Genomic DNA, 25,664 nt, shown 5'->3' on the forward strand with positions numbered 1-25,664 from the left:
GCCACGACCAGGTCCACCGAGCGGCGCATGCCCAGGGCGACCAGCGTCTCCGGGCCGACGCCCGCCTCGATGAGGCGGCGCGCGAGCCGCCGCACACGGGCGGCGAATTCGGCGTAGGTCAGAACCGTTCCGGTGGCCGGGTCGACCACGGCGACCGCGTCCGGCGTGGCCGCGGCCTGCGCGGCGAACTCCTCGACCAGCGTGGTCGCCGGGCCGAGGTCGCGGGCGGTGTCGTTCCAGCCGCGCAGCGCCTGCGCGGTCTCCTGCTCGTCCAGTAGCGCGATGTCGCCGATCGGCCGGTCCGGTTCGGCGGCGACGGCCTTCAGCAACCGGCCGAAGCGGCGGCCGAACTCGGCCATGGTGGCCGGGTCGAACAGGTCGGTGGCGTAGATCAGCTCGGCGGCGATACCCGCGCCGGTGCCGTTCGCGGTTTCGGCCTCGCGTTCGGACAGCACCAATTGCAGGTCGAACTTGGCGACGTCGATCGGCAGGTCGACACCGCTCACCGTCAGACCGGGCAGCTCCAGGCTGTTCTGGCCGGTGTTCTGGAACGACAGCATCACCTGGAACAGCGGGTGGCGCGCCTGCGAACGCGCCGGGTTCAGGATCTCCACCAGCCGCTCGAACGGCAGGTCGGCGTGCCCGAACGCAGCGATGTCGGTGGCGCGCACCGAACGCAGCAGCTCGGTGAACGTCGCACCGGACGCGATCGGGGTCCGCAGCACCAGGGTGTTGACGAACATGCCGATCAGGTCGTCGAGCGCGCGCTCGCCACGACCCGCGACCGGCGTGCCGATCGCGATGTCGTCCTCGCCGGACAGCCGCGACAGCAGCACGGCCAGCGCGGTGTGCGCGACCATGAACAGCGTCGCGCCCCTGGTACGGGCGAGTTCGGTCAGCTGGGCGTGGGTCTGGGCGTCGATCTCGAAGACGTGCGTGGCGCCGCGACCGGAGGCGATCGCGGGGCGCGGCCGGTCGGCGGGCAGGTCCAGCTGCTCGGGCAGGCCGCGCAGGGTGTCCGACCAGAACGAGATCTGCTCGGAGATCACCGAATGCGGGTCGTCCTCGGCGCCGAGCACCTGGCGCTGCCACAGCGCGAAGTCGGCGTACTGCACCTCCAGCGGACGCCAGGCGGGCTCGCCGCCGTCGACGCGGGCGCCGTAGGCGGTCATCACGTCGCGGGTCAGCGGGCCCATGGAGAAACCGTCGGCCGAGATGTGGTGCACCACCAGGGCGAGCACGTGCTCGGTGGGGCTGATCTCGAACAGCCGGGCGCGGAACGGCACCTCGGCGGTGACGTCGAAGGCCGTGCCGATCAGCCGCGCGAGCTGCTCGGGCAGTTCGGCTTCGGTGACGTCGACCGGGGTCAGGTCGGGGATGACCTTCGCGGTGGCCACGGTCTGCTGGTGCGCCGCGCCGTCCACCTCGGGGTAGAAGGTGCGCAGCGACTCGTGGCGGGCCAGTACGTCGGCGACGGCGATCTGCAACGCCTGCCGGTCGAGCAGGCCGGACAGCCGTACCGCGGCCGGGATGTTGTCCACCGCCGAGTCGGGGTCGAAGCGGTTGAGGAACCACATGCGCTGCTGAGCCAGCGACAGCGGAACCAGCTCCGGTCGCTGCTGCGGCGCCAGCGGCGCACGGCCGCCCACGCCCGCCTTGGTCTCCGCGCGGGCCGCCAGCGCGACCACGGTGGACGCCTCGAACAGTTCGCGCACGCCGAGGTCGGTGTCCAGCGCGGCCGACAGCCTCGCGGCGACCTGGGTAGCCGACAGCGAGTTGCCGCCGAGGGCGAAGAAGTCGTCGTCCAGGCCGACCCGCTCCAAGCCGAGCACATCGGCGAAGGTCGCGGCGACGATCTCCTCGACCGGCGTGGTGGGGGCGCGGAACACCGCGGCCTCGAACACCGGCGCGGGCAAGGCCTTGCGGTCGAGCTTGCCGGAGGCGTTGAGCGGGAACTCGTCGAGCACGATCACGACCGACGGCACCATGTACGCGGGCAACTGCCGCGCCAGGTCCTCGCGGACCAGGTCGGTGTCCAGCGCGGCGTCCGGAGCGGGGATGACGTACGCGACGAGCTGGTCGCCCGCGTGCGCGTCCGAGCGCACCACGACGACCGCCTGTGCGACTTCCTCGAGGCCGGTCAGCGCCTGCTCGATCTCACCCAGCTCGATACGCAGACCACGCAACTTCACCTGGAAGTCGGTGCGGCCCAGGTACTCCAGTTCACCGTGCTCGGTCCAGGCCACCAGGTCACCCGTGCGGTACATCCGCGCACCGGGCTCACCGTACGGGTTGGCGACGAAACGGTCACTCGTCAGATCCGGACGCGCGACGTAACCACGCGCGAGCTGAACACCCGCGAGATACAACTCACCGGCGACCCCCACCGGGACCGGACGCAGGCGCGCGTCCAGCACGAACACCTGCGTGTTGAACACCGGCGCACCGATCGGCACCGTGTCCGTGTCGGCGTCGACGACCTCGTGGAAAGTGACGTCGACCGCGGCTTCGGTCGGACCGTAGAGGTTGTGCAGCGAGGCACCGGTCAGCTCGCGCAGGCGATGCGCGGGCTTGGGCGGCAACGCCTCACCCGAAGCGAACACCAGTCGCAGCGAATCGCACTGCACGGCGGCGGCATCGGCAACGAATACCGCGAGCATCGACGGCACGAAGTGGGTGACGGTCACCTTTTCGGCGCTGATAACCTCGGCCAGGTACGCCGGATCGCGATGCCCGTCCGGCTTGGCGACCACGAGGCGAGAGCCGATCTGCAACGGCCAGAAGAACTCCCACACCGACACATCGAAGGTGGCAGGCGTCTTCTGCAACACGACATCAGCCGCAGTGAGCTGATAGGCAGTCTGCATCCACACCAGGCGGTTCACGATCGCGGCATGCGAGACAGCAACGCCCTTCGGACGCCCCGTCGAACCCGACGTGAAAATCACGTAGGCGGTGTTCGAAGGACGCAGCGGCGCACGGCGATCCGCGTCGGTGACCGGAGCCTCCGACAGCCCCTTCAGGTCGAGCAGATCGATGCGCACCTGCGCGGTGTCGATGTCCAGATCGCTGCCGGAGGTCAGCACGCACACCGGGTCGGCGGTGCCGAGGATGTATTCGGTGCGCTCGGCCGGGTGATCCGGGTCCAGCGGCACGTACGAGCCACCGGCCACGGCGACGGCGTACATGCCGACCACCAGATCGATCGAGCGCCGCATGCCAAGCGCCACATACGATTCCGCGCCGACGCCGCGCGCGATCAGCCAGCGCGCCAGCTGGTTCACCCGCCAGGAGAACTCGGCGTAGGACAGACTTGTCCCCTCGAACGTGACCGCCGTCGCGTCCGGAGTGCGTTCGACCTGGTCGTAGAACATCGACACCAACGTCGCGCCGGTATCCACCGGATGCGCGGTGTCGTTCCACCCCGACACCACCAGCTCGCGTTCGGCGGCATCCAGCAGCTCGATGTCGCCGACCACCGCGTCGGGCGCGGCGGTGATAGCGGTGAGCACCCGGATCAGGCGGTCGGCGATGCGGCGCACCGTCTGCTCGTCGAACAGGTCGCGCAGGTAGCCCGCGCGCACACGCAGCCGCGAATCCAGTTGCGCGATCAGGGTCAGCGGGTAGTGCGTGGCGTCGGCCGCGTCCAGGCCGACCACCGCCATGCCGTCGATGTCCGCCGCTTGCGCCTGCAAGCCCGCCGCGTCCACCGGGTAGGACTCGAACACCACGAGCGTGTCGAACAGTCCGCCGATGCCCGCGACCGCCTGGATGTCGGCCAGGCCCACGTAGTGGTGGTCGAGCAGGTCGGCCTGCTCGCCCTGGGTGCGGACCAGCAGATCGCGCACGGACTCCGACGAGTCGAAGCGCACCCGCACCGGCACGGTGTTGATGAACAGACCGACCATCGCCTCCACGCCGGACAGCTGCGCGGGACGCCCGGAGACGGTGGTGCCGAACAGCACGTCGTCGCGGCTGGTCATGCGGCCGACGAGCATGCCCCACGCCGTCTGCAGCACGGTGTTCGGGGTGACGCCGAGCGAGCCGGCCAGCGCGGTCAGCCGCGCGGTGGTCGCCTCGTCCAGCTCGAAGAAGTACTCGCCGGACAGCGAGGTGATCTCGCGACCGGCGTCCGGCCGCGCCAGCAGGGTCGGCTCGCCGACACCGCGCAGCGCGTGCGCCCACGCGGCCAGCGACGCCGCATGGTCCTGCTGCCGGGTCCAGTCCAGGAAGTGCCGGTAGGAGCGCACGGCGGGCAGCGCGGCGGTATCCGCGTGCACGGCATAGAGCATCAGCAGATCCCGCATGAGCAGCGGCATCGACCAGCCGTCGAGCAGGATGTGGTGGTTGGACACCACGAACTGCCAGCGGTCGGGCGCGACCTGGATCAGCGTGAAGCGGATCAGCGGCGGTGCGGCCAGGTCGAACCGCCGCATGCGGTCGGCCTCGATCAGGTCGTCGGCCGAACCGGATTCGATCCGGTCGTGCTCGGCCCACGCGACGCGCACGCTGTCCAGCACGATCTGCACCGGGTTGCCGTTGTGGTCGCTGACGAACGCGGTGCGCAGGTTCTCGTAGCGGTCCACCAAGGCCTGTGCGGCAGCGCGCAACCGGGCGGCGTCCACTCGGCCGGTGAGCGTCAGCACCGCCTGGGCGGTGTACACGTCCACCGAGCTCGCCGCGAGGCGGGCGTGGAACAGCAGACCGGCCTGCAGCGCCGACAGCGGCCAGACGTCGGCCAGTGTCGGGAAGCGCCGCTCCCAGGTGTCGATATCCCTTTGCGTGCTGCGCACCAACGTGAAGTCCGACGGAGTGTGCCCGCCCGCGCCCGACGAATTGGCATGGCGCGCCACCGCTTCCAGCGCGGCGGTCCACAGCTCGCCGAACTCGCGCACGTCGGCGGCCGACAGCAGGGTCGCCGGGTAGCCGATGTTGGCGGTCAGCTTGTCGCCGACCACGATCGCGTTGACGTCCAGCGGCGCCATCGCGGGCATGTCCGCGTCGTAGGCTCCGCCCAGCGCGCCGAGTTCCGGTGCGGGGATCCAGCCGAAGCCGCGCAGCGACTCCGGCACGTCACCCTCGGAGATCCGGCCGAGGTAGTTGAAGCTCACCTGGCCGGGCAGTTCGCGCGGCAGCTCGGCGGCGGTCTCGGCGTTCAGGTAGCGCAGCAAGCCGTAGCCGATGCCCTTGTCCGGCACCGAGAGCAACTGCTCCTTGACCGCCTTGACGGCCGCGCCCAGCGCGGGCCCGCCGGTGAACGCGGCGTCGACATCGATGCCCGCCAGATCGAACCGGACCGGGTAGATCGCGGTGAACCAGCCGACGGTGCGCGACAGATCCGCGCCCGGCACCACGTCTTCCTCGCGGCCGTGACCCTCGAGGCGGATCAGCAGCGAGTCCTCGCCCCGTGCGGCCACTCGCCGCGCCCGCCACTTCGCGGTGGCCAGCGCCAGCGCGGTGAGCAGGCCGTCGTTCACGCCGCCGTGGAACAGCGCCGGAACGGTGGTGAGCAGGGCCTTGGTGACCTCGGCGGACACCTCGACCTGATGCTTCTCGATGACGCCGGAAGTGTCGAGGGCCGGGTCCATCGGACGTTCGGTCAGCAGCGGATCGGCCGCGGCGACCACCGAACGCCAGTAGTCCAGCTCGGCCACCCGCTCGGGGCTGGCGGCCTCGCGTTCCAGCGCATGCGCCCAGGCACGCATCGAGGTGGCCGGAGCGACCAGCTCGGGCGTCTGCCCCGCGGTGCGCTGCCCCCACGCCGTCACGAAGTCCGGCACCAGGATGCGCCAGGAGACGCCGTCCACCACCAGGTGGTGGGCGACGACGATCAGGCGTCCGGCGCGTTCGGCGGAATCGGGTTCCAGCCAGACGAACCGGATGACCACGCCCGCGGCGGGATCGAGCCGGTCCAGCGACTCGTCCAGTGCGGCCGAGGCGATCGCGACCAACTCGGCGTCGGTGGCGTTCGCGGCGAACTCGGTGCGGTCGATCAGCGCGTCCACCTCGACGGTGCCGGGCGCGGCGGTCTCGACGACCCAGTCGTCGCCGTCGCGGCGCAGGCTCGCGCGCAGCATGTCGTGCCGATCGATGACCGCGCCGACCGTCGCGGCGATGCCCGCCCGGTCGATGCCGACCGGCAGTTCCAGCGCCAGCGTCTGGTTGAACCGCCCGAACGAGCCGCGCCGCTCCGCCATGAACCGCACCACCGGCGTCAACGGCATCGCGCCGATGCCGCCGCCGGGCGGCTCGGCCAGGGTGGTGGCCGACGCCTCGGCCGCCTCGGTGGTCTCGGCGACGGACGCCAGCCCGGCCACGGTGCGCTGCTCGAAGACGTGCCGCGGGGTGAACACCACGCCGCGCGCCTTGGCCCGCGAGACCAGCTGGATGGAGACGATGCTGTCGCCGCCGAGCGCGAAGAAGGAGTCGTCCACGCCGACCCGCTCCACGCCGAGCACCTCGGCGAACACCTCGGCGATGGTCTGCTCGACCGGAGTGCGGGCCGCTCGGAACACGACCTCGGTGGCGAACACCGGTTCCGGCAGCGCCTTGCGGTCCAGTTTGCCCACCGGGGTGAGCGGCACGTGGTCGATCACCATGATCGACGAGGGCACCATGTAGGCGGGCAGGCGATCCTCGACGTGCGCGGTCAGCGCGGCCACGTCGATCGAGTGTCCCTGCGCGGCAACGACGTACGACACCAGCGACACCGCGCCCGCGGCGCTCCTGTGGCCGACGGTGACCGCGAAGTCGACGGTCTCGTGCGAGGCCAGCGCGGCGTCGATCTCGCCGAGCTCGATGCGGAAACCGCGCACCTTCACCTGGAAGTCGGAGCGGCCGACGTATTCGACGACGAGCGATTCGACTCCCCCAGCGGGCGCGGAGCCCGCGGAGTGCCCGACCCGGGCCCACCGGACCACGTCACCGGTGCGGTACATCCGCGCGCCCGGCACGTAGGGGTTGGCGACGAACCGCTCCGCCGACAGGCCCGGCCGCGCGTGGTAGCCACGCGCCAGCTGGACGCCCGACAGATACAGCTCACCCGCGACACCCACCGGAACGGGCCGCAGCTGGGCGTCCAGGATCAGCGACTGCATGCCGCGGGTCGGGCCACCGATGGTGACCCGGTCGCCCGGCGCGAGCGCGTCGCTGATGTTGGTCATGATCGTGGTCTCGGTCGGGCCGTAGCCGTTGTGGAAGCGGCGGCCCGAACCGTCGGGCGCGCCACCCCACTTGACGACCAGATCGGCGGGCACGGCTTCACCACCGGCCACGATCACCCGCATGCCGGCCAGCGCGGCCGAATCCAGCGAGGCGAGCACCGACGGGGTGATGAACGCGTGGGTGACCCGCTCGGCGCGGATCAGCTCGGACAGCTCCTCGCCGCCGTAGACGCCGGGCGGGCAGACCACCAGGGCGCCGCCGCGGCCGATCGCCAGCAGGAATTCCAGGATCGAGGCGTCGAAGCTGGGCGAGGCGAAATGCAGTGCGCGCGTGTCGGAATCGACGTCGTAGCGGGCGTTCTGCTCGTCGCGGAAGTTGGCCAGACCGGCGTGGGTGACCACGACGCCCTTGGGCACACCGGTGGAACCGGAGGTGTAGATGACGTACGCGGGGTGCTCCGGCCGCACCGGGCGCACCCGGTCGGCGTCGGTGACCGCGGCGTCGTCGAATCCGTCGAGCTCCAGTTCGTCGAGCACCAGCCATTCGACCGACTCGGGCAGCTCGGCGCGCACCGACGCCACGGTGAGACCGATCGGGGAGCCCGAATCGGTGACCATGTGCGCGATGCGGTCGGCCGGGTAGGCGGGGTCGATCGGCACGAACGCGCCGCCGGACTTGGACACCGCCCATTCGGCGAAGTACGACTCGTCCGAGCGCGGCACGGCGACCGCCACCAGGTCCTCGGTGCCGATGCCACGCTCGATCAGCAAGCGGGCCAGGCGGTTGGACCGCGCGTCCAGCTCGCCGTAGGACACACTTCTCCCCTGGAACACCACGGCGGGCGCCTCGGGATCGATGGCGGCGGCCTCGGCGATCAGGTCCGGCAGCGTCCGCGCGGGCGTGGCGGGCGCGCCGGTACGCGCGACCAGGTCGGCCCGCTCGGCCGCGTCGAGCACGTCGATCGCGCCGACGGTGACCGACGCGTCGGCCGCCACCGCCGCGAGCACGCGTTCCCAGCGGTCCACGATGGCCGCCGCGGTGGACTCGTCGAACAGCTCGGTGGCGTAGGTGAGCGCCAAAGCCATGGCGCCGGAACCGGTGTCACCGCGCTCGGCGAGGGTGAATTGCAGGTCGAAGCGCGCGACGTTCTCTTCCAGGTCCAGCGCGGACACCGAAAGGCCGGGCAGCTCCAGGGTGGTGCGCTCCAGGTTCTGGAACGCCAGCATCACCTGGAACAGCGGGTTGCGGGCCTGCGAGCGCTCCGGCGCGAGCAGTTCCACCAGCCGCTCGAACGGCACGTCGGCGTTGCCGTAGGCGTCCAGGTCGGTGCGGCGCACGCGGCCGAGCAGATCGGCGAACGACTCTCCGGGCTCGATGCCGGTCCGCAGCACGAGGGTGTTGACGAACATGCCGACCAGATCGTCGAGCGCGGCCTCGCCACGGCCCGCGATCGGGGTGCCGACCGCGACGTCGTCGCTGCCGGACAGGCGCGACAGCAGCACCGCCAGCGCACCGTGCATCACCATGAACAGCGACGCGCCGCGCTGCCGCGCGACCTCCTCCAGCGCGGCGACCAGGTCGCCGGACAGCTCGCGATGCAGCGTCGCGCCGCGGTGCGAGGCGACGGCCGGACGCGGGCGGTCGGTCGGCAGGGCCAGCTCGTCGGGGACGTCGTCGAGCGCGCGCCGCCAGTACGCGACCTGCTTGGCCAGCAGCGAGTCCGGATCCTCCTCGGAACCGAGGATCTCGCGCTGCCACACCGCGAAGTCGGCGTACTGCACCGCCAGCGGAGCCCAGCCGGGTGCGCTGCCGGTGCTGCGCGCGGTGTAGGCGGCCATCACGTCACGGGTCAGCGGGCCCATCGAGAAGCCGTCGGCGGCGATGTGGTGCACCACCACCACGAGTACGTGCTCGTCCGGCCCGGCCGCGTACAGCCGGGTGCGCAGCGGAACCTCTTCGGCCACGTCGAATCCGGTGGTGACGAACTCGGTCACCGTCTCGATCAGCCGCTCCTGCCGCACCGGCACGGGGTGCAGATCCAGGACGATGTCCTCGGCGGGCACGATCACCTGGACCGGGGTGCCGCCGTGCTCGGGGTAGCGGGTGCGCAGCGATTCGTGCCTGCGCACCACGTCGGCGACCGCCAAGTGCAGCGCCTCGACGTCCAGCGCGCCGGTGAGCCGGATGGCGATCGGCAGGTTGTAGGCCGCCGAGGCGGTGTCGTACTTGTTCAGGAACCACATGCGCTGCTGCGCGAACGACAGCGGCACCAGCTCGCCCGCCGCGCGCTCGCGCGCGACCAGCCGCTCCCGGGCTGCGCCGTCGGCGTGCGATTCCACCCGCGCGGCGAGCGCTTCCACGGTGGAGGCCTCGAACAGCGTGCGCACGGCGACGGTCGCGCCGAGCGCGGCGCCGATGCGCGCGACCACCCTGGTCGCGATCAGCGAGTTGCCACCCAGATCGAAGAAGTCGTCGTCGACGCCGACCCGCTCCAGGCCGAGCACGTCGGCGAACACCGCGGCCACGGTTTCCTGCACCGGGGTGACCGGCGCGCGGAAGGCGCGCGAGGTCGCCGTCGGGGCGGGCAGCGCACGGCGGTCCAGCTTCCCGTTGACGGTCAGCGGGATCCACTCCAGCCGCACCACGGCCGAGGGCACCATGTAGGCGGGCAGCTGCTCGGCCGCGCCGTCGCGCACCGCGTCGAGCACCGGCTCGGCGCCGGGCTCGGACACCACGTAGGCGACGATCCGCTGATCGCCGGGTTGGTCCTCGCGCACGATGACCGCGGCCTGCGCGATACCGGGCTGGGCCAGGATCGCCGATTCGATCTCGCCGAGCTCGATGCGGAAGCCGCGCACCTTCACCTGGTCGTCGGCGCGGCCCAGGTACTCCAGCTCGCCGAACCGGTTCCAGCGCGCCAGGTCGCCGGAGCGGTACAGTCGCCCGCCCGGCGCGTCGCCCATCGGGTCGGCGACGAAGCGGGTGGCCGACAGGTCGGGACGGCCGAGGTAGCCGCGAGCCAGCTGCGGGCCCGCCACGTACATCTCGCCCGCGACGCCGACCGGCACCGGACGCAGCCGGTTGTCGAGCACGTACACCCGCAGACCGGCGATGGCGCGGCCGACCACGCTGCCGGAGGCGGCGGCGATGGTCGCGGCGTCCAGCGCACGGTAGGACACGTGCACCGTGGTCTCGGTGATGCCGTACATGTTGACCAGCAGCGGCCCGGCAGCGGACGCACCGGTGCCGTCGCCGTGGCGCGCCACCCAGTCCGACAGCCTGCGCAGTTCCAGCGCCTCGCCGCCGAACACCACGTAGCGCAGCGCCAGCGGCGCCGCGTCCGGCGCGGCGTTCCGGTCGGCCTCGGCCAGCTGGTAGAACGCGGACGGGGTCTGGTTGAGCACCGTGACGCGTTCGGCGCGCAGCAGTTCCAGGAACTGCTCCGGCGAGCGCGAGGTGTAGTAGTCGACCACCACGAGGGTGCCGCCGAACAGCAGCGGACCCCACAGCTCCCACACCGAGAAGTCGAACGCGTAGCTGTGGAACAGCGTCCAGGTGTCCTCGGGCCCGAAACCGAAGTCACGGTCGGTGTTCGCGAACAAACGCACCACATTGCGGTGCGCGACCGCGACGCCCTTCGGGCGGCCGGTCGAGCCGGAGGTGTAGATCACGTACGCGACGTTGTCGGGGGTGAGCGCGGAGTTGCGGTCGGCGTCGGTGATCGGCGCGTCGTCGGCGTCCTCGATATTGCCGGTCTCCACCGCGAACCCGTCCAGTACGACGGCGGGCAGCCCGGCGGGCACCTGGACCTGCACCGTGGAGTCGAGCACCACGCTGGTGGGCCGGGAATCGGCGAGCACGTAGGCGATGCGCTCGGCCGGGTAGGTCGGGTCGACCGGGACGTAACCCGCGCCGGTCTTCACCACGGCCAGTAGCGCGACCACAAGGTCCAGCGACCGCGGCAGGATCACCGCGACCAGGGCCTCCGGTCCCGCGCCGTCGCTGATCAGCCTGCGCGCCAGCACATTCGCGCGCCGGTCCAGCTCGGCGTAGGTCAGCGTCTCCACGCCGAAGCGGGCCGCGATCCGGTTCGGGTGCGCGGCGACGGCCGCGTCGAACAACCCGACCAGCGTGATGTCCGGATCGGCGAACGCGCCCGCGACGCTCTGGGCGCCGGAGGACACCCAGCGCTGCGACACGTCCAGCCGCTCGCCCTCGCCGAGCAGATCGATATCGCCGATGGCGACCCGCGGATCCTCGGCCACACCGCGCAGGATGCGCACGAAACGGTCGGCGAACGCGGCCACCGTCTCCGGGTCGAACAGTTCGGTGGCGTAGTTCCACGACAGCGTCAGCCCGCCCTCGGCGGACTCGCCGACGGTGAGCTGCACGTCGAATTTCGATGTCCCCGGGTCGAACTCGACGGCGGCGACGTCGAGGCCGCCGGGCAGCGCGACGGTGCCGAGATCGGCCGCCGAAGCGGCCTCGAAGGTCAGCGCGACCTGGAACAGCGGGTGGTGCGCCTGCGAGCGCACCGGGCTGAGCACATCGACCAGCCGCTCGAACGGCACGTCGGCGTTGGCGAAGGCGGCCAGATCGGTGCGGCGCACCTGGTCGAGCAACTCGTCGAAGCGAGCGCCCGGATCGACTTCGCTGCGCAGCACGAGCGTGTTGACGAACATGCCGACGACGTCGTCGAGCGCGCGTTCACCGCGGCCCGCGATCGGGGTGCCGATCGCGACATCGGTGCTGCCCGACAGCCGGCCCGCCCACACCGCCAGCGCGGCGTGCACCACCATGAACAGCGTCACGCCACGGGCGCGCGCCAGCTCCGACAGCGCTTCGTGCACTTGCGCGTCGACGGAGAAATCGTGCGTGCCACCGGCATTGGAGGCGCTCTCCGGCCGCGGCCGGTCGGCGGGCAGCTCGATCTGGTCGGGCAGGTCGCGCAGCTGTTCGGTCCAGTAGCCGATCTGCCGGGCCGCGACGGAATCCGCGTCGTCCTCGGCGCCGAGCACGTCACGCTGCCACAGCGCGTAGTCGGCGTACTGCACCTCGAGCGGGGCCCAGGACGGCACCTCGCCGCGGGCGCGCTCGGTGTAGGCGAGCACGACATCGCGCAGCAGCGGCCGCAGCGAGAAGCCGTCCGCGCTGATGTGGTGCATGACCAGCACCGCCACGTGGTCGGTCGCCGACAACGCGAGCAGGCTCGCCCGGAACCCGATCTCGGCGGTCACGTCGAAACCGGCGCTCGCCAGCTCGACGATCCGCGCGGGCAGCTCGTCCGCCCCGACGGGTTCGGCGACCAGGTCGAACGCGACCTCGCTCACCGGCAGGACACGCTGGTAGCCGGTGCCCTCCACCTCGGGGTAGATCGTGCGCAGCGCCTCGTGCCGCGCGAGCACGTCGCCGATGGCCGCGCCGAGCGCGGCGATGTCCAGCTCGCCGGTCAGCCGCAGCGCGACCGGGATGTTGTTCACCGCTGTGCGGTTGTCGAACCGGTTGAGGAACCACATCCGCTGCTGGGCGAGCGAGAGCGGCACCAGCTCGGGGCGCTCCCGCGCGACCAGCGGCGTCCGGCCGCCCTCTCCGGCGGCCGATTCCACCTTCGCCGCCAGCGCGACCACGGTCGACGCCTCGAACAGCGCGCGCACGGGAACCTGGGTGTTGAGCGCCTCGCCGAGCCGCGCCGCCACCTGCGTGGCGACCAGCGAGTTGCCGCCCAGTTCGAAGAAGTCGTCGTCCAGGCCGACCCGCTCCACGCCGAGCACCTCGGCGAAGGTCTCGGCCACGATCTCCTGCACCGGCGTGGCGGGCGCGCGGAACACCTTGGCCTCGAAGACCGGGTCCGGCAGCGCCTTGCGGTCCAGCTTGCCGGAGGCGTTCAGCGGGAACTCGTCGAGCACCACGTAGGCCGCGGGCACCATGTACCCGGGCAGCCGCGCGCCGAGTTCGGCCTTGACCGACTCGACGTCGACCACCCGGTCCGGATCGGTCACCAGGTACGCGACCAGCTGGTCGCCGGTCCGCTCATCGGCGCGCACCACGACCACCGCCTGCGCCACCGACTCCAGTGCCGTCAGCGCAGCCTCGATCTCGCCGAGCTCGATGCGCAGACCGCGCACCTTCACCTGGAAGTCGGTGCGGCCCAGGTACTCCAGTTCACCGTCTTCGGTCCAGGCCACCAGGTCGCCGGTGCGGTACATCCGCTCGGCCTCGCCGAACGGGTTGGCCACGAAACGCTCGGTGGTCAGGTCGGGGCGGCCGACATAGCCGTGCGCCAGCTGCGCGCCCGCGAGGTACAGCTCACCGGGCACGCCGACCGGAACCGGCCGCAGCCGCGAATCCAGCACGTACACCTGCGTGTTGAACACCGGGGCGCCGATCGGCACCGACACCGTGTCGGCCTCGGTCACCTCGTGGAAGGTGACGTCGACCGCGGCCTCGGTCGGTCCGTACAGGTTGTGCAACCGCGCGCCGGTCAGCTCGCGCAACCGCTGCGCGGTCACCGCGGGCAGCGCCTCACCGGAGGCGAACACGTTACGCAGGCTGACACATTCGGCCGCGCGTTCCTCGGCCACGAACACCGACAGCATCGACGGCACGAAGTGCACCGTGGTGACCTGCTCGTCGACGATCAGCCGCGCCAGGTACGCGGGATCGCGATGGCCGTCCGGCTTCGCCACCACCAACCGGGCGCCGACCTGCAACGGCCAGAAGAACTCCCACACCGACACGTCGAAGGTCGCGGGCGTCTTCTGCAACACCACGTCGTAGGCCGCCAACCCGTATTCGGCGTGCATCCACACCAGGCGGTTGACGATCGCGGCGTGTGAGACCGCCACACCCTTCGGGCGGCCGGTCGAACCGGAGGTGAAGATCACGTACGCGGTGTTGGCCGGACGCAGCGGCTTGTGCCGGTCGGCGTCGGTCAGCGGGCCGTCGGCGAACTCCGACAGGTCGAGCTGATCGATGCGCACCTGCCTGGAGACGGTGGTCTCCAGGTCGGAGCCGGAGGTCAGCACGCACACCGGGCGCGCGGTCTCGAGGATGTAGTCGATGCGCTCGGCCGGATGGTCCGGGTCCAGCGGCACGTACGCGCCGCCCGCGGCGTTCACCGCGTACATGCCGACCACCAGGTCGATCGAGCGGCGCATGCCGAGGGCCACATACGATTCCGGCCCGACGCCGTTGACCTTGAGCCAGCGCGCCAACCGGTGCACCCGGCGGGCGAACTCGGCGTAGGACAGACTCGTCCCCTCGAACGTGACCGCGGGACTGTCCGGCGTGCGCGCGACCTGCGCCTCGAACAGCGAGACCAGCGTCGCGGCGGCGTCGCCGACCGGCGAGGTGAGTGCGGCGTCGACCGGGAACTCGGTGGCGTTCCACCGCTCGATCACCAAGGAGCGCTCGGCGTCGTCCAGCAGATCGATGTCTCCGACGGTGACCGACGGCTCGGCCGCGACCCCGCGCAGCACCCGCACGAAACGCTCGGCGAAGGTGCCGGCGAACACGCCGTCGAACAGATCGGTGGCGTAGACGAGTTCGGCGTCCATCGCCGCCTCGCCGCCGGGGACCTCGCTGAGCGTGAGCTGGAGGTCGAACTTCGCCGTCGGCTGGTCGATGCCCAGCTCGGAGACGGTGAGCCCAGGCAGCTCCAGCGCGGTGCGGCCGAGGTTCTGGAACGACAGCATCACCTGGAACAGCGGGTGGCGCGCCTGCGAGCGGGCCGGGTTGAGCACCTCGACCAGCCGCTCGAACGGCACGTCGGCGTGCGCGAACGCCTGCAGGTCGCGCTCGCGGACCCGGGCGAGCAGATCGGCGAACGACTCGGCGGTGTCCACCTGAGCGCGCAGCACCAGGGTGTTGACGAACATGCCGACCAGATCGTCGAGCGCCTGCTCACCGCGACCGGCGACCGGGATGCCGACGGCGATGTCGTCGGAGCCGCTCAACCGTGCGAGCAGGGCGGCGAAGGCGCTGTGCACCACCATGAACAGCGTGCCGCCGTGCGTCTGCGCGACCCGGTTCAGGTCCTCGATGAGATCGCCCGGCACACGGAACCGGTAGGTACCCGCGCCGTAGGAGGCGACGGCGGGCCGCGGACGACCGGCCAGGCGCAGTTCGTCGGGCAGACCGGCCAGCGCGTCGCGCCAGTAGTCGAGCTGCTCGGAGATCAGCGACGTCGGGTCGTCCTCGGAGCCCAGCGTGTCTCGCTGCCACAGCGCGAAGTCCACGTACTGGACCGCCAGCGGCGGCCAGCCCGGCTGGGCCGCGGAGGTACGCGCCACGTAGGCGGTCATCAGGTCGCGCACCAGCGGCCGCATGGAGAAGCCGTCGGCCGCGATGTGGTGCACCACGACGACCAGGACGTAGTCGTCCGGACCGAGCCGGTAGGCGCGCAGGCGCACCGGCGCCTGGCTGGTCACGTCGAAGCCGCGCTCGACGAATTCGTAGAGCACGCCGAGCAACTGCCCCTCGGCCACCTCGACCACGTCCAGCTCGGGGATGGCCTTGGCGGCGTTCAGCACCCGCTGGTAGGCCACGCCGTCACGCGACGGGTAGATCGTGCGCAGCGATTCGTGCCGCGCGACCACGTCGGCGATCGCGCCGCGCAGCGCGTCCAGATCCAGCGCGCCTTCCAGCCGCACCGCGGCCGGGATGTTGTTCGCGGCGGAGTCGGCGTCGAAGCGGTTGAGGAACCACATGCGCTGCTGCGCGAGCGACAGCGGCGGGTGCTCGGGACGCACCTGTGCCGTGAGCGCCTGGCGCGCACCGCTTCCGGCGTGCGACTCGACCCGGGCGGCCAGCGTGGCCACGGTCGGAGCCTCGAACAGCACGCGCACGCCGACCTCGGTGTTCAGCGCCGCGCTGAGGCGGGCGACCACCTGGGTGGCCACCAGCGAGTTGCCGCCGAGTTCGAAGAAGTCGTCGTCCACGCCCACGCGCGGCACGCCGAGCAGGTCGGCGAAGATCTCCGCGACGATCTCCTCGATCGGCGTCGACGGCGCGCGGAAGATCCTGGCCTCGAACACCGGGGCGGGCAGCGCCCTGCGATCCAGCTTGCCGGAGGCGTTGACCGGGAAGGCGTCCAGCACGACCAGCGCGGCCGGGATCATGTAGCCCGGCAGCGCCGTGGCGAGCGCGGCCTTCACCTCGTCGATGTCGACGGCCACATACGGTTCGCAAACCAGGTAGCCCACCAGCTGATCGCCGGCGTGCGCGTCGGAGCGCAGCACGACCACCGACTGCGCGACCCCGGGCTGCGCCAGCAGCGCGGCCTCGATCTCGCCCAGCTCGATGCGCAGGCCGCGCAGCTTCACCTGGAAGTCGGTGCGGCCCAAGTAGTCCAGTTCGCCACCGGGGGTCCAGGCCACCAGGTCGCCGGTGCGGTACATCCGGTCGCCCGGGGCGCCGTAGGGGTTGGCCACGAACCGGTCGGCGGTCAGGTCGGAGCGACCCAGGTAGCCGAGCGCCAGCTGCTCACCCGCGAGATACAGCTCACCCGCGACCCCCGGCGCGACCGGGTGCAGGCGGCTGTCGAGCACGAAGACGCGGGTGTTCCACACCGGGCGTCCGATCGGCACCGACACCGTGTCGGCTTCGGTCGCCTCGTGGTACGTCACGTCGACGGCGGCCTCGGTCGGGCCGTACAGGTTGTGCAGCCGGGCGCCGGTCAGCTCGCGCAAACGCTGCGCGGTCTGCGCGGGCAGCGCCTCACCGGAGGCGAAGACCTGCCGCAGCCGCGGCACGGGCAGCCCGTCGCCGTTCTCGTTGCCCAGCGTGGAGACGAAGACCGAGAGCATCGACGGCACGAAATGCGCCGTGGTGATCTGCTCGTCGGCGATGATCCGGGACAGGTACACCGGGTCGCGATGTCCGTCCGGCTTCGCGACGACCAGCCTGGCCCCGGTCTGCAGCGGCCAGAAGAACTCCCACACCGACACGTCGAAGGTGGCGGGCGTCTTCTGCAGCACCGCGTCCTCGCGGCCGATCGGGTACTCGTGCTGCATCCACAGCAGCCGGTTGACGATCGCGGCGTGGCTGACCGCCACACCCTTCGGACGACCGGTGGAACCGGAGGTGAAGATCACGTACGCGGTGTTCTCCGGCCGCAGCGGGCGGGTGCGTTCGGCGTCGGTGATCGGCGCGCCGCTGGTCGCGGCGAAACCGGGCACGCCCTCGATGCCCTCCACCGACAGCGCGGTGACCTCCGGCTGCGGGTCCAGGCCGAAGCCGTCCGCCGAGCGGTAGAGGATCATCCGCGGACGCGCGGTCTCGACGATGTAGTTGACCCGGTCGGCGGGCTGATCCGGGTCCAGCGGCAGGTAGGCCGCACCGGTCTGCACCACCGCGTACATCGCGACGACCAGTTCGGTGGAACGCCGCAGTGCCAGCGCCACCAGCGATTCCGGGCCGACGCCCGCGCCGATCAGCTGCCGGGCGATGCGGTTGGCCCGTTCCTGGAACTGGCGGTAGGTCAGCCGCTCGCCTTCGAAGTCCAGCGCGATCGCGTCGGGCGTGGCCGCCGCCTGCGCGTCGAACAGCGAGACCAGCGTCGCGTGCTGGTCCACCGGGTGCCCGGTGTCGTTCCAATCGACCAGCACCCGCGCGCGTTCCTCGGACGCGAGCAGATCGATGTCGCCGATCGGCGCGTCCGGGTCGGCGGTCACGGCCGCGAGGATGCGGTCCAGGCGGCGGGCGAACGCCGCGACGGTCGGCTCGTCGAAAAGGTCCAGCGCGTAGGAGAACTCGGCCGACATGCCCGCCGAGTCGCCCTGTTCGTCCTGGGTCTCCGAGAGCGTCAGCTGCAGGTCGAACTTGGCCAGCCGGGCGTCGTAGTCGATGCCGTTGACCGAGAGGCCGGGCAGCTCCAGATTTGCCTGCCGGGTGTTCTGGAAGGTCAGCATCACCTGGAACAGCGGGTGACGCGCCTGCGAACGGGCCGGGTTGAGCACCTCGACCAGCCGCTCGAACGGCACGTCGGCGTGCGCGAACGCGTGCAGGTCGGTCTCGCGGGCGTGGGCGAGCAGATCGGCGAAGCTCGTCGCGCCGTCCACCTCGGTGCGCAGCACGAGGGTGTTGACGAACATGCCGATCAGGTCGTCCAGCGCGGCCTCGCCGCGACCGGCGACCGGGGTGCCGATCGCGATGTCGCTGGTGCCGCTGGCCCGGGCCAGCAACACCGCCAGCGCGCTGTGCAGGACCATGAACAGCGACGCGTTGTGCCTGCGGCCCAGCTCGATCAGGGCGCGCTGGGTCTCGCCGGAGATCACGAACGGGTAGGTGCCGCCGCGGTAGGAGGCGACGGCCGGGCGCGGCCGGTCCGAGGGCAGCACCAGTTCGTCGGGCAGATCGGCGAGTTCGCGCGTCCAGTAGCGGATCTGGTTGGAGATCAGTGAACTCGGGTCGTCCTCGGAACCGAGCACCTCGCGCTGCCACAGCGCGTAGTCGGCGTACTGCACCGGCAGCGCCGACCAGGCCGGCGCCTCCCACGACGTGCGGGCGGCGTAGGCCACCATGACGTCGCGGGCCAGCGGGCCCATCGACCAGCCGTCGGCCGAGATGTGGTGCACCACCATGCCGAGCACGTACTCGGTCTCGCTGATCTCGAACAGCCGGGCGTGCAACGGCACTTCGTTGGTCACGTCGAACGCCATCGAGGCCAGCTCGACCAGGTGATCGATCAGATTGTGCTCGGTCACCGGCACCGGGGTCAGGTCCGGCACGATCTGCGCGGCGTCCAGCACCACCTGCACCGGTCCGGACTTGGTCTCCGGGAACACCGTTCGCAGCGACTCGTGCCGGTCGATCACGTCGATGACCGCCACCTGCAACGCGGCGATGTCCAGATCACCGGACAGCCGGATCGCGACCGGGATGTTGTTGACCGCCGAGGAGGTGTCGAACCGGTTCAGGAACCACATGCGCTGCTGAGCCAGCGACAACGGCACCTGCTCCGGACGGTTCCTGGCGACCAGCGCCTTGCGCGCGCCGTCACCGGCGTGCGACTCCACCCGCGCGGCCAGCGCCGCGACGGTGGACGCCTCGAACAGCATGCGCACGGGCACCCTGGTGTCGAGCGCGATGCCGAGGCGGGAGGCGACCTGGGTGGCGATCAGCGAGTTGCCGCCGAGCTCGAAGAAGTCGTCGTCCACGCCGACGCGGGAGATGCCGAGCACCTCACCGAAGATCTGCGCGACGATCTCCTCGATCGGCGTAGTCGGAGCGCGGAATTCGCGCACCTCGAACACCGGGGCGGGCAGCGCCTTGCGGTCCAGTTTGCCGGAGGCGTTCAGCGGGAACGCCTCGAGCACCACGATCGCCGAGGGCACCATGTACGCGGGCAGGGTGCGGTGCAGGGCGTTCTTGATGCTGTCGATGTCGACCGGGCCACCCGTGCTGACCACATAGGCGACCAGCTGGTCGCCCGCGACGGTCTCCATCACCAGCACGACGGCCTGGTTGACGGCCGGGTGGTCCAGCAGCGCTGCCTCGATCTCGCCGAGCTCGATGCGCTGGCCGCGGAATTTCACCTGGAAGTCGGTGCGGCCGATGTACTCCAGCACGCCCGCACTGCCCACCTCGGGATCGCGCGGCTGCACCCAGCGCACCAGGTCGCCGGTGCGGTACAGGCGGGAGCCGGGCGCGCCGAACGGGTCGGCGACGAAGCGTTCGGCGGACAGGTCGGGGCGCCCGTGGTAGCCGCGGGCGGTCTGCACGCCGCCGAGATACAGCTCGCCGGGCACACCGACCGGAACGGGCGCGAGGCCCTCGTCCAGCACATAGGTCTGCGCGTTCCACACCGGGCGGCCGATCGGCACCGACGTGGGCGCGACCTCGTTGAGGTGCCAGGCGGTGGCGTGCACGGTGAACTCGGTGGGGCCGTACAGGTTGTGCACCGCGGCGGTGGAGAACTGCCGGAACGCGGTGACGGTCGCGGGCGGCAGCGCCTCACCGGCGACGAGAACCGCTCGCAGCGAAGCGCATTCGGCCGTGGACGCGGCACCGGCGAACACCGAGAGCATGGACGGCACGAACGAGGTCATGGTGACCCGGTGCCGTCCGATGATCTCCGAGAGGTAGATCGGATCGCGGTGGCCGTCGGGCGCGGCGATCAGCATGCGGGCGCCGACGGCCAGCGTGCCGAACAGCTCCCACACCGACACGTCGAAGGTGACCGGTGTCTTCTGCAGGATCACATCGGCGGGGCCGATCCGGTACTCGGCGGTGATCCAGGCGATCTGGTTGACCACCGACGCGTGACTGACCGCGACGCCCTTGGGGCGGCCGGTGGAGCCGGAGGTGTACAGCACGTACGCGGTGTTGGTGGCGCGCAGCGGCGCTCGGCGCTCGGCGTCGGTGACGGGTCCGTCGCCGAATTCGCTCAGGTCCAGCGTGTCCAGCGTCAGCACCGGGATGCCCGCGGCGGTGACGTTGTCGGCGGTGGTGGTGAGCACGCACACCGGAGAAGAGCTGTCGAGCACGTATTCGGTGCGCTCGGCGGGGTGGTCGGGATCGATCGGCACGTAGCCGCCGCCGGCGGTCAGCGTGGCGTAGATCGCCACCAGCATGTCCACCGACCGGCGGATACCGACGGCGACCAGCGTTTCCGGGCCCACGCCCGCGTCGATCAGCTTGCGCGCCAGGCGATTGACCCGGGTGGCGAACTCGGCGTAGGTGAGCTCGACCGGCAGGCCGAATTCGTCCGCGCCGCGCGAGCCGCCGTCGAACACGACGGCGGGGTCGTCGGGCCTGCCCCGCACCTGCTCCTCGAACAGCTCGAGCACGGTGCTGGCGGGCACGTCGTGACCGGTGTGGTTCCACTCGGTCAGCACCCGGGCGCGCTCGGCGTCGTCGAGGATCTCGATGTCGCGCACGGCGGTTCCCGGCGCGGCGACGGCCGCTTCCAGCACGCGCTGGTAGCGGCGGCCGAACTCGGCGACGGTCGGCGCGTCGAACAGGTCCGTGGCGAAGGAGATGACCGCGCCCATGCCCGCGGGCTCGCCGTCGGCGCCGCGCTCCTCGGTGACCGTCCACTGTAGGTCGAACTTGGCGATGTCGACCTCGAGCTCGTCGGCGGTGACCGAGAGGCCGGGCAGTTCCAGGGTCGCGTGCGACATCTCCTGGAACGACAGCATCACCTGGAACAGCGGGTGGCGCGCCTGCGAGCGGGTCGGGTTGAGCACCTCGACCAGGCGCTCGAAGGGCACGTCCGCGAACGCGAACGCGGCGAGGTCGGTTTCCCTGGTGCGGCCGAGGAATTCGGCGAACGGCTCGCTGCCGTCCACCTCCGAACGCAGCACGAGGGTGTTGACGAACATGCCGATCAGGTCGTCGAGGGCCTGCTCGCCACGTCCGGCGACCGGCGTGCCGATCGCGATGTCGCTGGTGCCGGACAACCGGGCCAGCAGCACGGCCAGCGAGGCGTGCATGACCATGAACAGGCTGACGCCTTGGGCGCGGGCCAGCGCGACCAGACGCCGGTGCAACTCGACGTCGATCTCGAAGCTCACCCGGCTGCCGTGGAAGCTCTGCACCGGCGGGCGCGGGCGGTCCGCGGGCAGGTCGAGCTGGTCCGGCAGGCCCGCGAGAGCCCTGCGCCAGTAGGCGATCTCGCGCGCCGCCATGGACGCGGGGTCGGACTCCGCGCCGAGCAACTCGCGCTGCCAGACGCTGAAGTCCTGGTACTGCACCGGCAGCGGCGCCCAGCTGGGGGCCTCGCCCGCGGTGCGGGACAGATAGGCGGCGGCCACGTCGCGGGCCAGCGGGCCGAACGAGAAGCCGTCGGCGGCGATGTGGTGCACGACGAACGCCACCGCGTAGTCGGCGACGCCGTTGCCGCGCCCGCCGGTGACCGCGAACACCCGCACCCGGATCGGCAGTTCCCGCGAGACATCGAAGCCGCGCGCGGCGAATTCGGCCAGCGCGCCGTGCAATTCGGTCTCGTCGATCGGCTGCACCTCGATGCCGAGATCGACCTGGTCGACCGGAAGCACCTGCTGGTAGCCGCCGTCGCCGGACTCGGGGAAGATCGTGCGCAGCGACTGCTGCCGCTCGACGACGTCCAGCAGCGCCGACTGCAACGCCGCCAGGTCCACCTGGCCGCGCAACCGCACCACGAACGGCAGGTTGTAGGTCGGCACGGTGGGGTCGAACTGGTTGATGAACCACATGCGCTGCTGCGCCAGCGACAGCGGCACCCGCTCGGGGAGCTGCTGGGCCACCAGCGGCGGACGCGATTCGCCTACGGGAGCGGCGTTCTCCGCACGCGCCGCGATACCGGCGACGGTCGGGGTCTCGAACAGCGCGCGCACCCCGATCTGGGTGCCGAACGCGGCGCCGATGCGCGCCACCACCTGGGTGGCGACCAGCGAGTTGCCGCCCAGCTCGAAGAAGTTGTCGTCGATGCCGACGCGCTCCTGGCTGAGCACGTCGGCGAAGATGCCCGCCACGATCTGCTCGGCCTGGGTGCGCGGAGCACGGAACTCACCGGCGTCGGCGCTGAACACCGGCTCCGGCAGGGCCTTGCGGTCCAGTTTGCCGCTGGTGTTGAGCGGGAAGGCGTCCAGCACCATGATCGACGCGGGCACCATGTAGCTGGGCAGCTTCTCGGCGGCGAACCTGGTCAGCTCCACCGGTTCCACGGTGTGGCCGGGAGCGGGAACCACGTAGGCCACCAGTTGCTGACCGGTGGCGGTGTCCACCACCAGCACCACGGCCTGGCTGACCGCGGGGTGGGCGAGCAGATCGGTCTCGATCTCACCCAGCTCGATGCGCTGACCGCGGAACTTCACCTGAAAGTCGGTGCGGCCGATGTATTCCAGCGTGCCCGCGTCGTTCCAGCGCACCAGGTCGCCGGTGCGGTACATCCGCGCTCCGGCTTCGACCCCGGACCCGCCCCCCGCCAGCGGGTTGGCGACGAAACGGTCCGACGTCAGGTCGGGACGGCCGCGGTAGCCGCGGGCGAGCTGACGCCCGCCGAGGTACAGCTCACCCGGCGCGCCGATCGCGGCCGGGCGCAGCCGCGAATCCAGCACGTACACCTGGACGTTCCACTCCGGGATACCGATCGGCACGGTCACCGTGTCGGCGGCCGTCGCCTCCCAGTAGGTCACCGAGACCGCGGCCTCGGTGGGGCCGTAGAGGTTGTGCAGCCCCGCGTCGGTGATCGCGCGGAAACCGGCCGCGGTCTCCGGGGGCAGCGCCTCGCCGATCACGAAAACCGCGCGCAGCGTCGCGCATTGGGCCGGGGTGGCGTGCGCGACGAACACGGTGAGCATGGACGGGACGAAGTCGGTCACGGTGACTCCGTGCCGGGAGATCATCTCCGCCACGTACAGCGGGTCGCGGTGCCCGTCCGGCGACGCGATGACCAGCTTCGCGCCCACCAGCAGCGGCAGGAAGTAGCCCCACAGCGACACGTCGAACGTGGTCGCGGTCTTCTGCAGATACACGTCTTCCGCGGTCAGCCGGTACTCGTCGAGCATCCACAGCTGCTGGTTGACGATCGCGTGATGGGTGACCGCCACGCCCTTGGGGCGCCCGGTCGAACCCGAGGTGTAGATGACGTAGGCGGTGTTGTCCGGCCGCAGCGGCGCGAGACGGTCGGCGTCGGTGACCGGGTCCGGCGCGTACGCCGAGGTGTCCAGGATGTCGATCTCCACCCGGCGCACCGCCTGCGGCAGTTCCAGCTCGTCGGCCGAGTGCGTCAGCACGCACACCGGCGCGGCGCTGTCGAGGATGTAGGCGGTGCGCTCGGCCGGGTGATCCGGATCGATCGGCACGTACGCGCCACCGGCCTTCAGCACCGCGTGCATGCCGATCACCAGCTCCAGCGAGCGGCGCATGCCCAGCGCGACCAGCGACTCCGGGCCGACGCCGTCGGCGATCAGGAAGCGGGCCAGACGGTTCACCCGGGCGTCGAACTCCGCGTACGTCAGCGTCGCGCCCTCGAAGTCGAGCGCGATGTTGTCCGGGGTCAGCGGGATCTGCGCGTCCAGTAGCGCCGCGAGCGTGGTCTCCGGGACGTCCTGCTCGGAGTCGTTCCACTCCAGCAGCGTCCGCTCGCGTTCGCCCGCGGTGGCGACCGGCAGGCTCCACACCCGCTCGTCCACGCCCGCCGTGAGGAAGCGGTCGAAGAACTCGAGGAAGCGGCCGTGGTGACGGCGCGCCTCGTCCTCGGTGTAGAGGTTGGGATTGGTCTCGAAGTCGATGTGCGAGCGGGTGCCCGCGACCGACTGGTAGAAGTTGACGCCCAGATCCTCGATGCTGCCGGTGGACAGCACGTGCATCTGACCGACGACCGACCCGAGCGCGATCTCGTCGTGGAACAGCATGATGTTGACCCACGGCCCGAAGAACTCGGTGGTCACCACGCCGTCACCGGCCGCGTCGCGACGGATGTCCTCGTGCCGGTAGCGCTGGTGGCGCAACGCGCCGGAGACCTCGACCTGGACCTGCTTGAGCAGCTCGGACACCGTGGTGTCGTGGCCGACGTGCAGCCGCAGCGGCACGATGTTCGACGACACACCGCCGGAGCGGCGCATCGCGGCGGTGGTGCGCGCGGTCACCGGCAGGCTGAGGATGACGTCCTCGACGCCGTTCCACTGCGCCAGGTACGCGGCGAAACCGGCCAGCAGCAGACCGGCGGGCGACGAATCGTGCCGCGCGACCGCCGCATCCAGCTGGACGTTCTGCTCGTCCGACAGCGCGGCGCTGGCGATCCCGTTGATCGCGGCCGGCGGCGCGGAACGGCCGGTCAGGCTGGTGCCTTCCTCCAGCCCGGCCACCCGCTGGGCCCAATACTCCTTGTCGGAGGCGAAGCGGGTGCTGTCCCGGTAGGCGATCTCCTGCTCGTAGAGCGTGGGCAGATCGGTCGCCTTGGACGGCGCGGGTTCGGCGCCGGTGGCGTAAGCGGTGTACAGCTCGGCGATCCGGTTGACGTTCGTCATGGCGCCGAAGCCGTCGAGCGCGATGTGGTGCGAGCGGGAGTACCAGTACCAGTGATCGTCGGCCAGGCGCAGCGCGGCGGCCTTGATCAGGCGGTCGGTGGTCAGGTCCAGCGGGCGGCTGTACTCGGCGCGCATCCACGCCAGCGCGGCGGCTTCCGGGTCGTCCTCGTCGCGCAGGTCGACGTACTCGACCCGGTCGTAGTCGCCGATCGAGTGGTCGACGAACTGCAACGGCTCACCGTCGCGTTCGACGATGCGCAGGAAGCCGGAACCGAGCTCATGCGAGGCATCGATGCTGGCCCGGTTGAGCAGCTCGACGTCCAGCTCGCCGCGCAGGTCGACGTACTGCGCGATGTTGACCGGCACCTGCGGGTCCACGTGCTGCGCGTACCAGATGCCCAGCTGAGCAGGTGACAACGGGAAGGCGCCGGACAGGCCGGGTTCCACCCCGGAGCCAGCGTGTGCCCGTTCGCCACCAGTTTCGCCGTTTCCGCCGAAATCCAGCCGGTCCAACCGTAACCTCGCTTCCGGAACACCACGCAAGCG

1 protein-coding gene (only partly in view) is annotated in these 25,664 nt (G+C 71.2%); it reads right to left on the minus strand.

Going from position 1 to position 25,664, the window contains the following annotated elements:
- A protein-coding gene (locus ACZ6DL_RS12375) for a non-ribosomal peptide synthase/polyketide synthase (RefSeq protein ID WP_466050648.1) crosses the window boundary here: on the minus strand, window positions 1-25,631 show its 5' portion. Its footprint begins 18,088 nt before the window's first position; the window shows 25,631 of its 43,719 coding nt (coding positions 1-25,631); the start codon lies at window positions 25,629-25,631; the stop codon falls past the left edge of the window.
- Between the last annotated feature and the right edge of the window lie 33 nt (window positions 25,632-25,664).

It is taken from the genome of Nocardia sp. NPDC041819, from assembly GCF_055590505.1.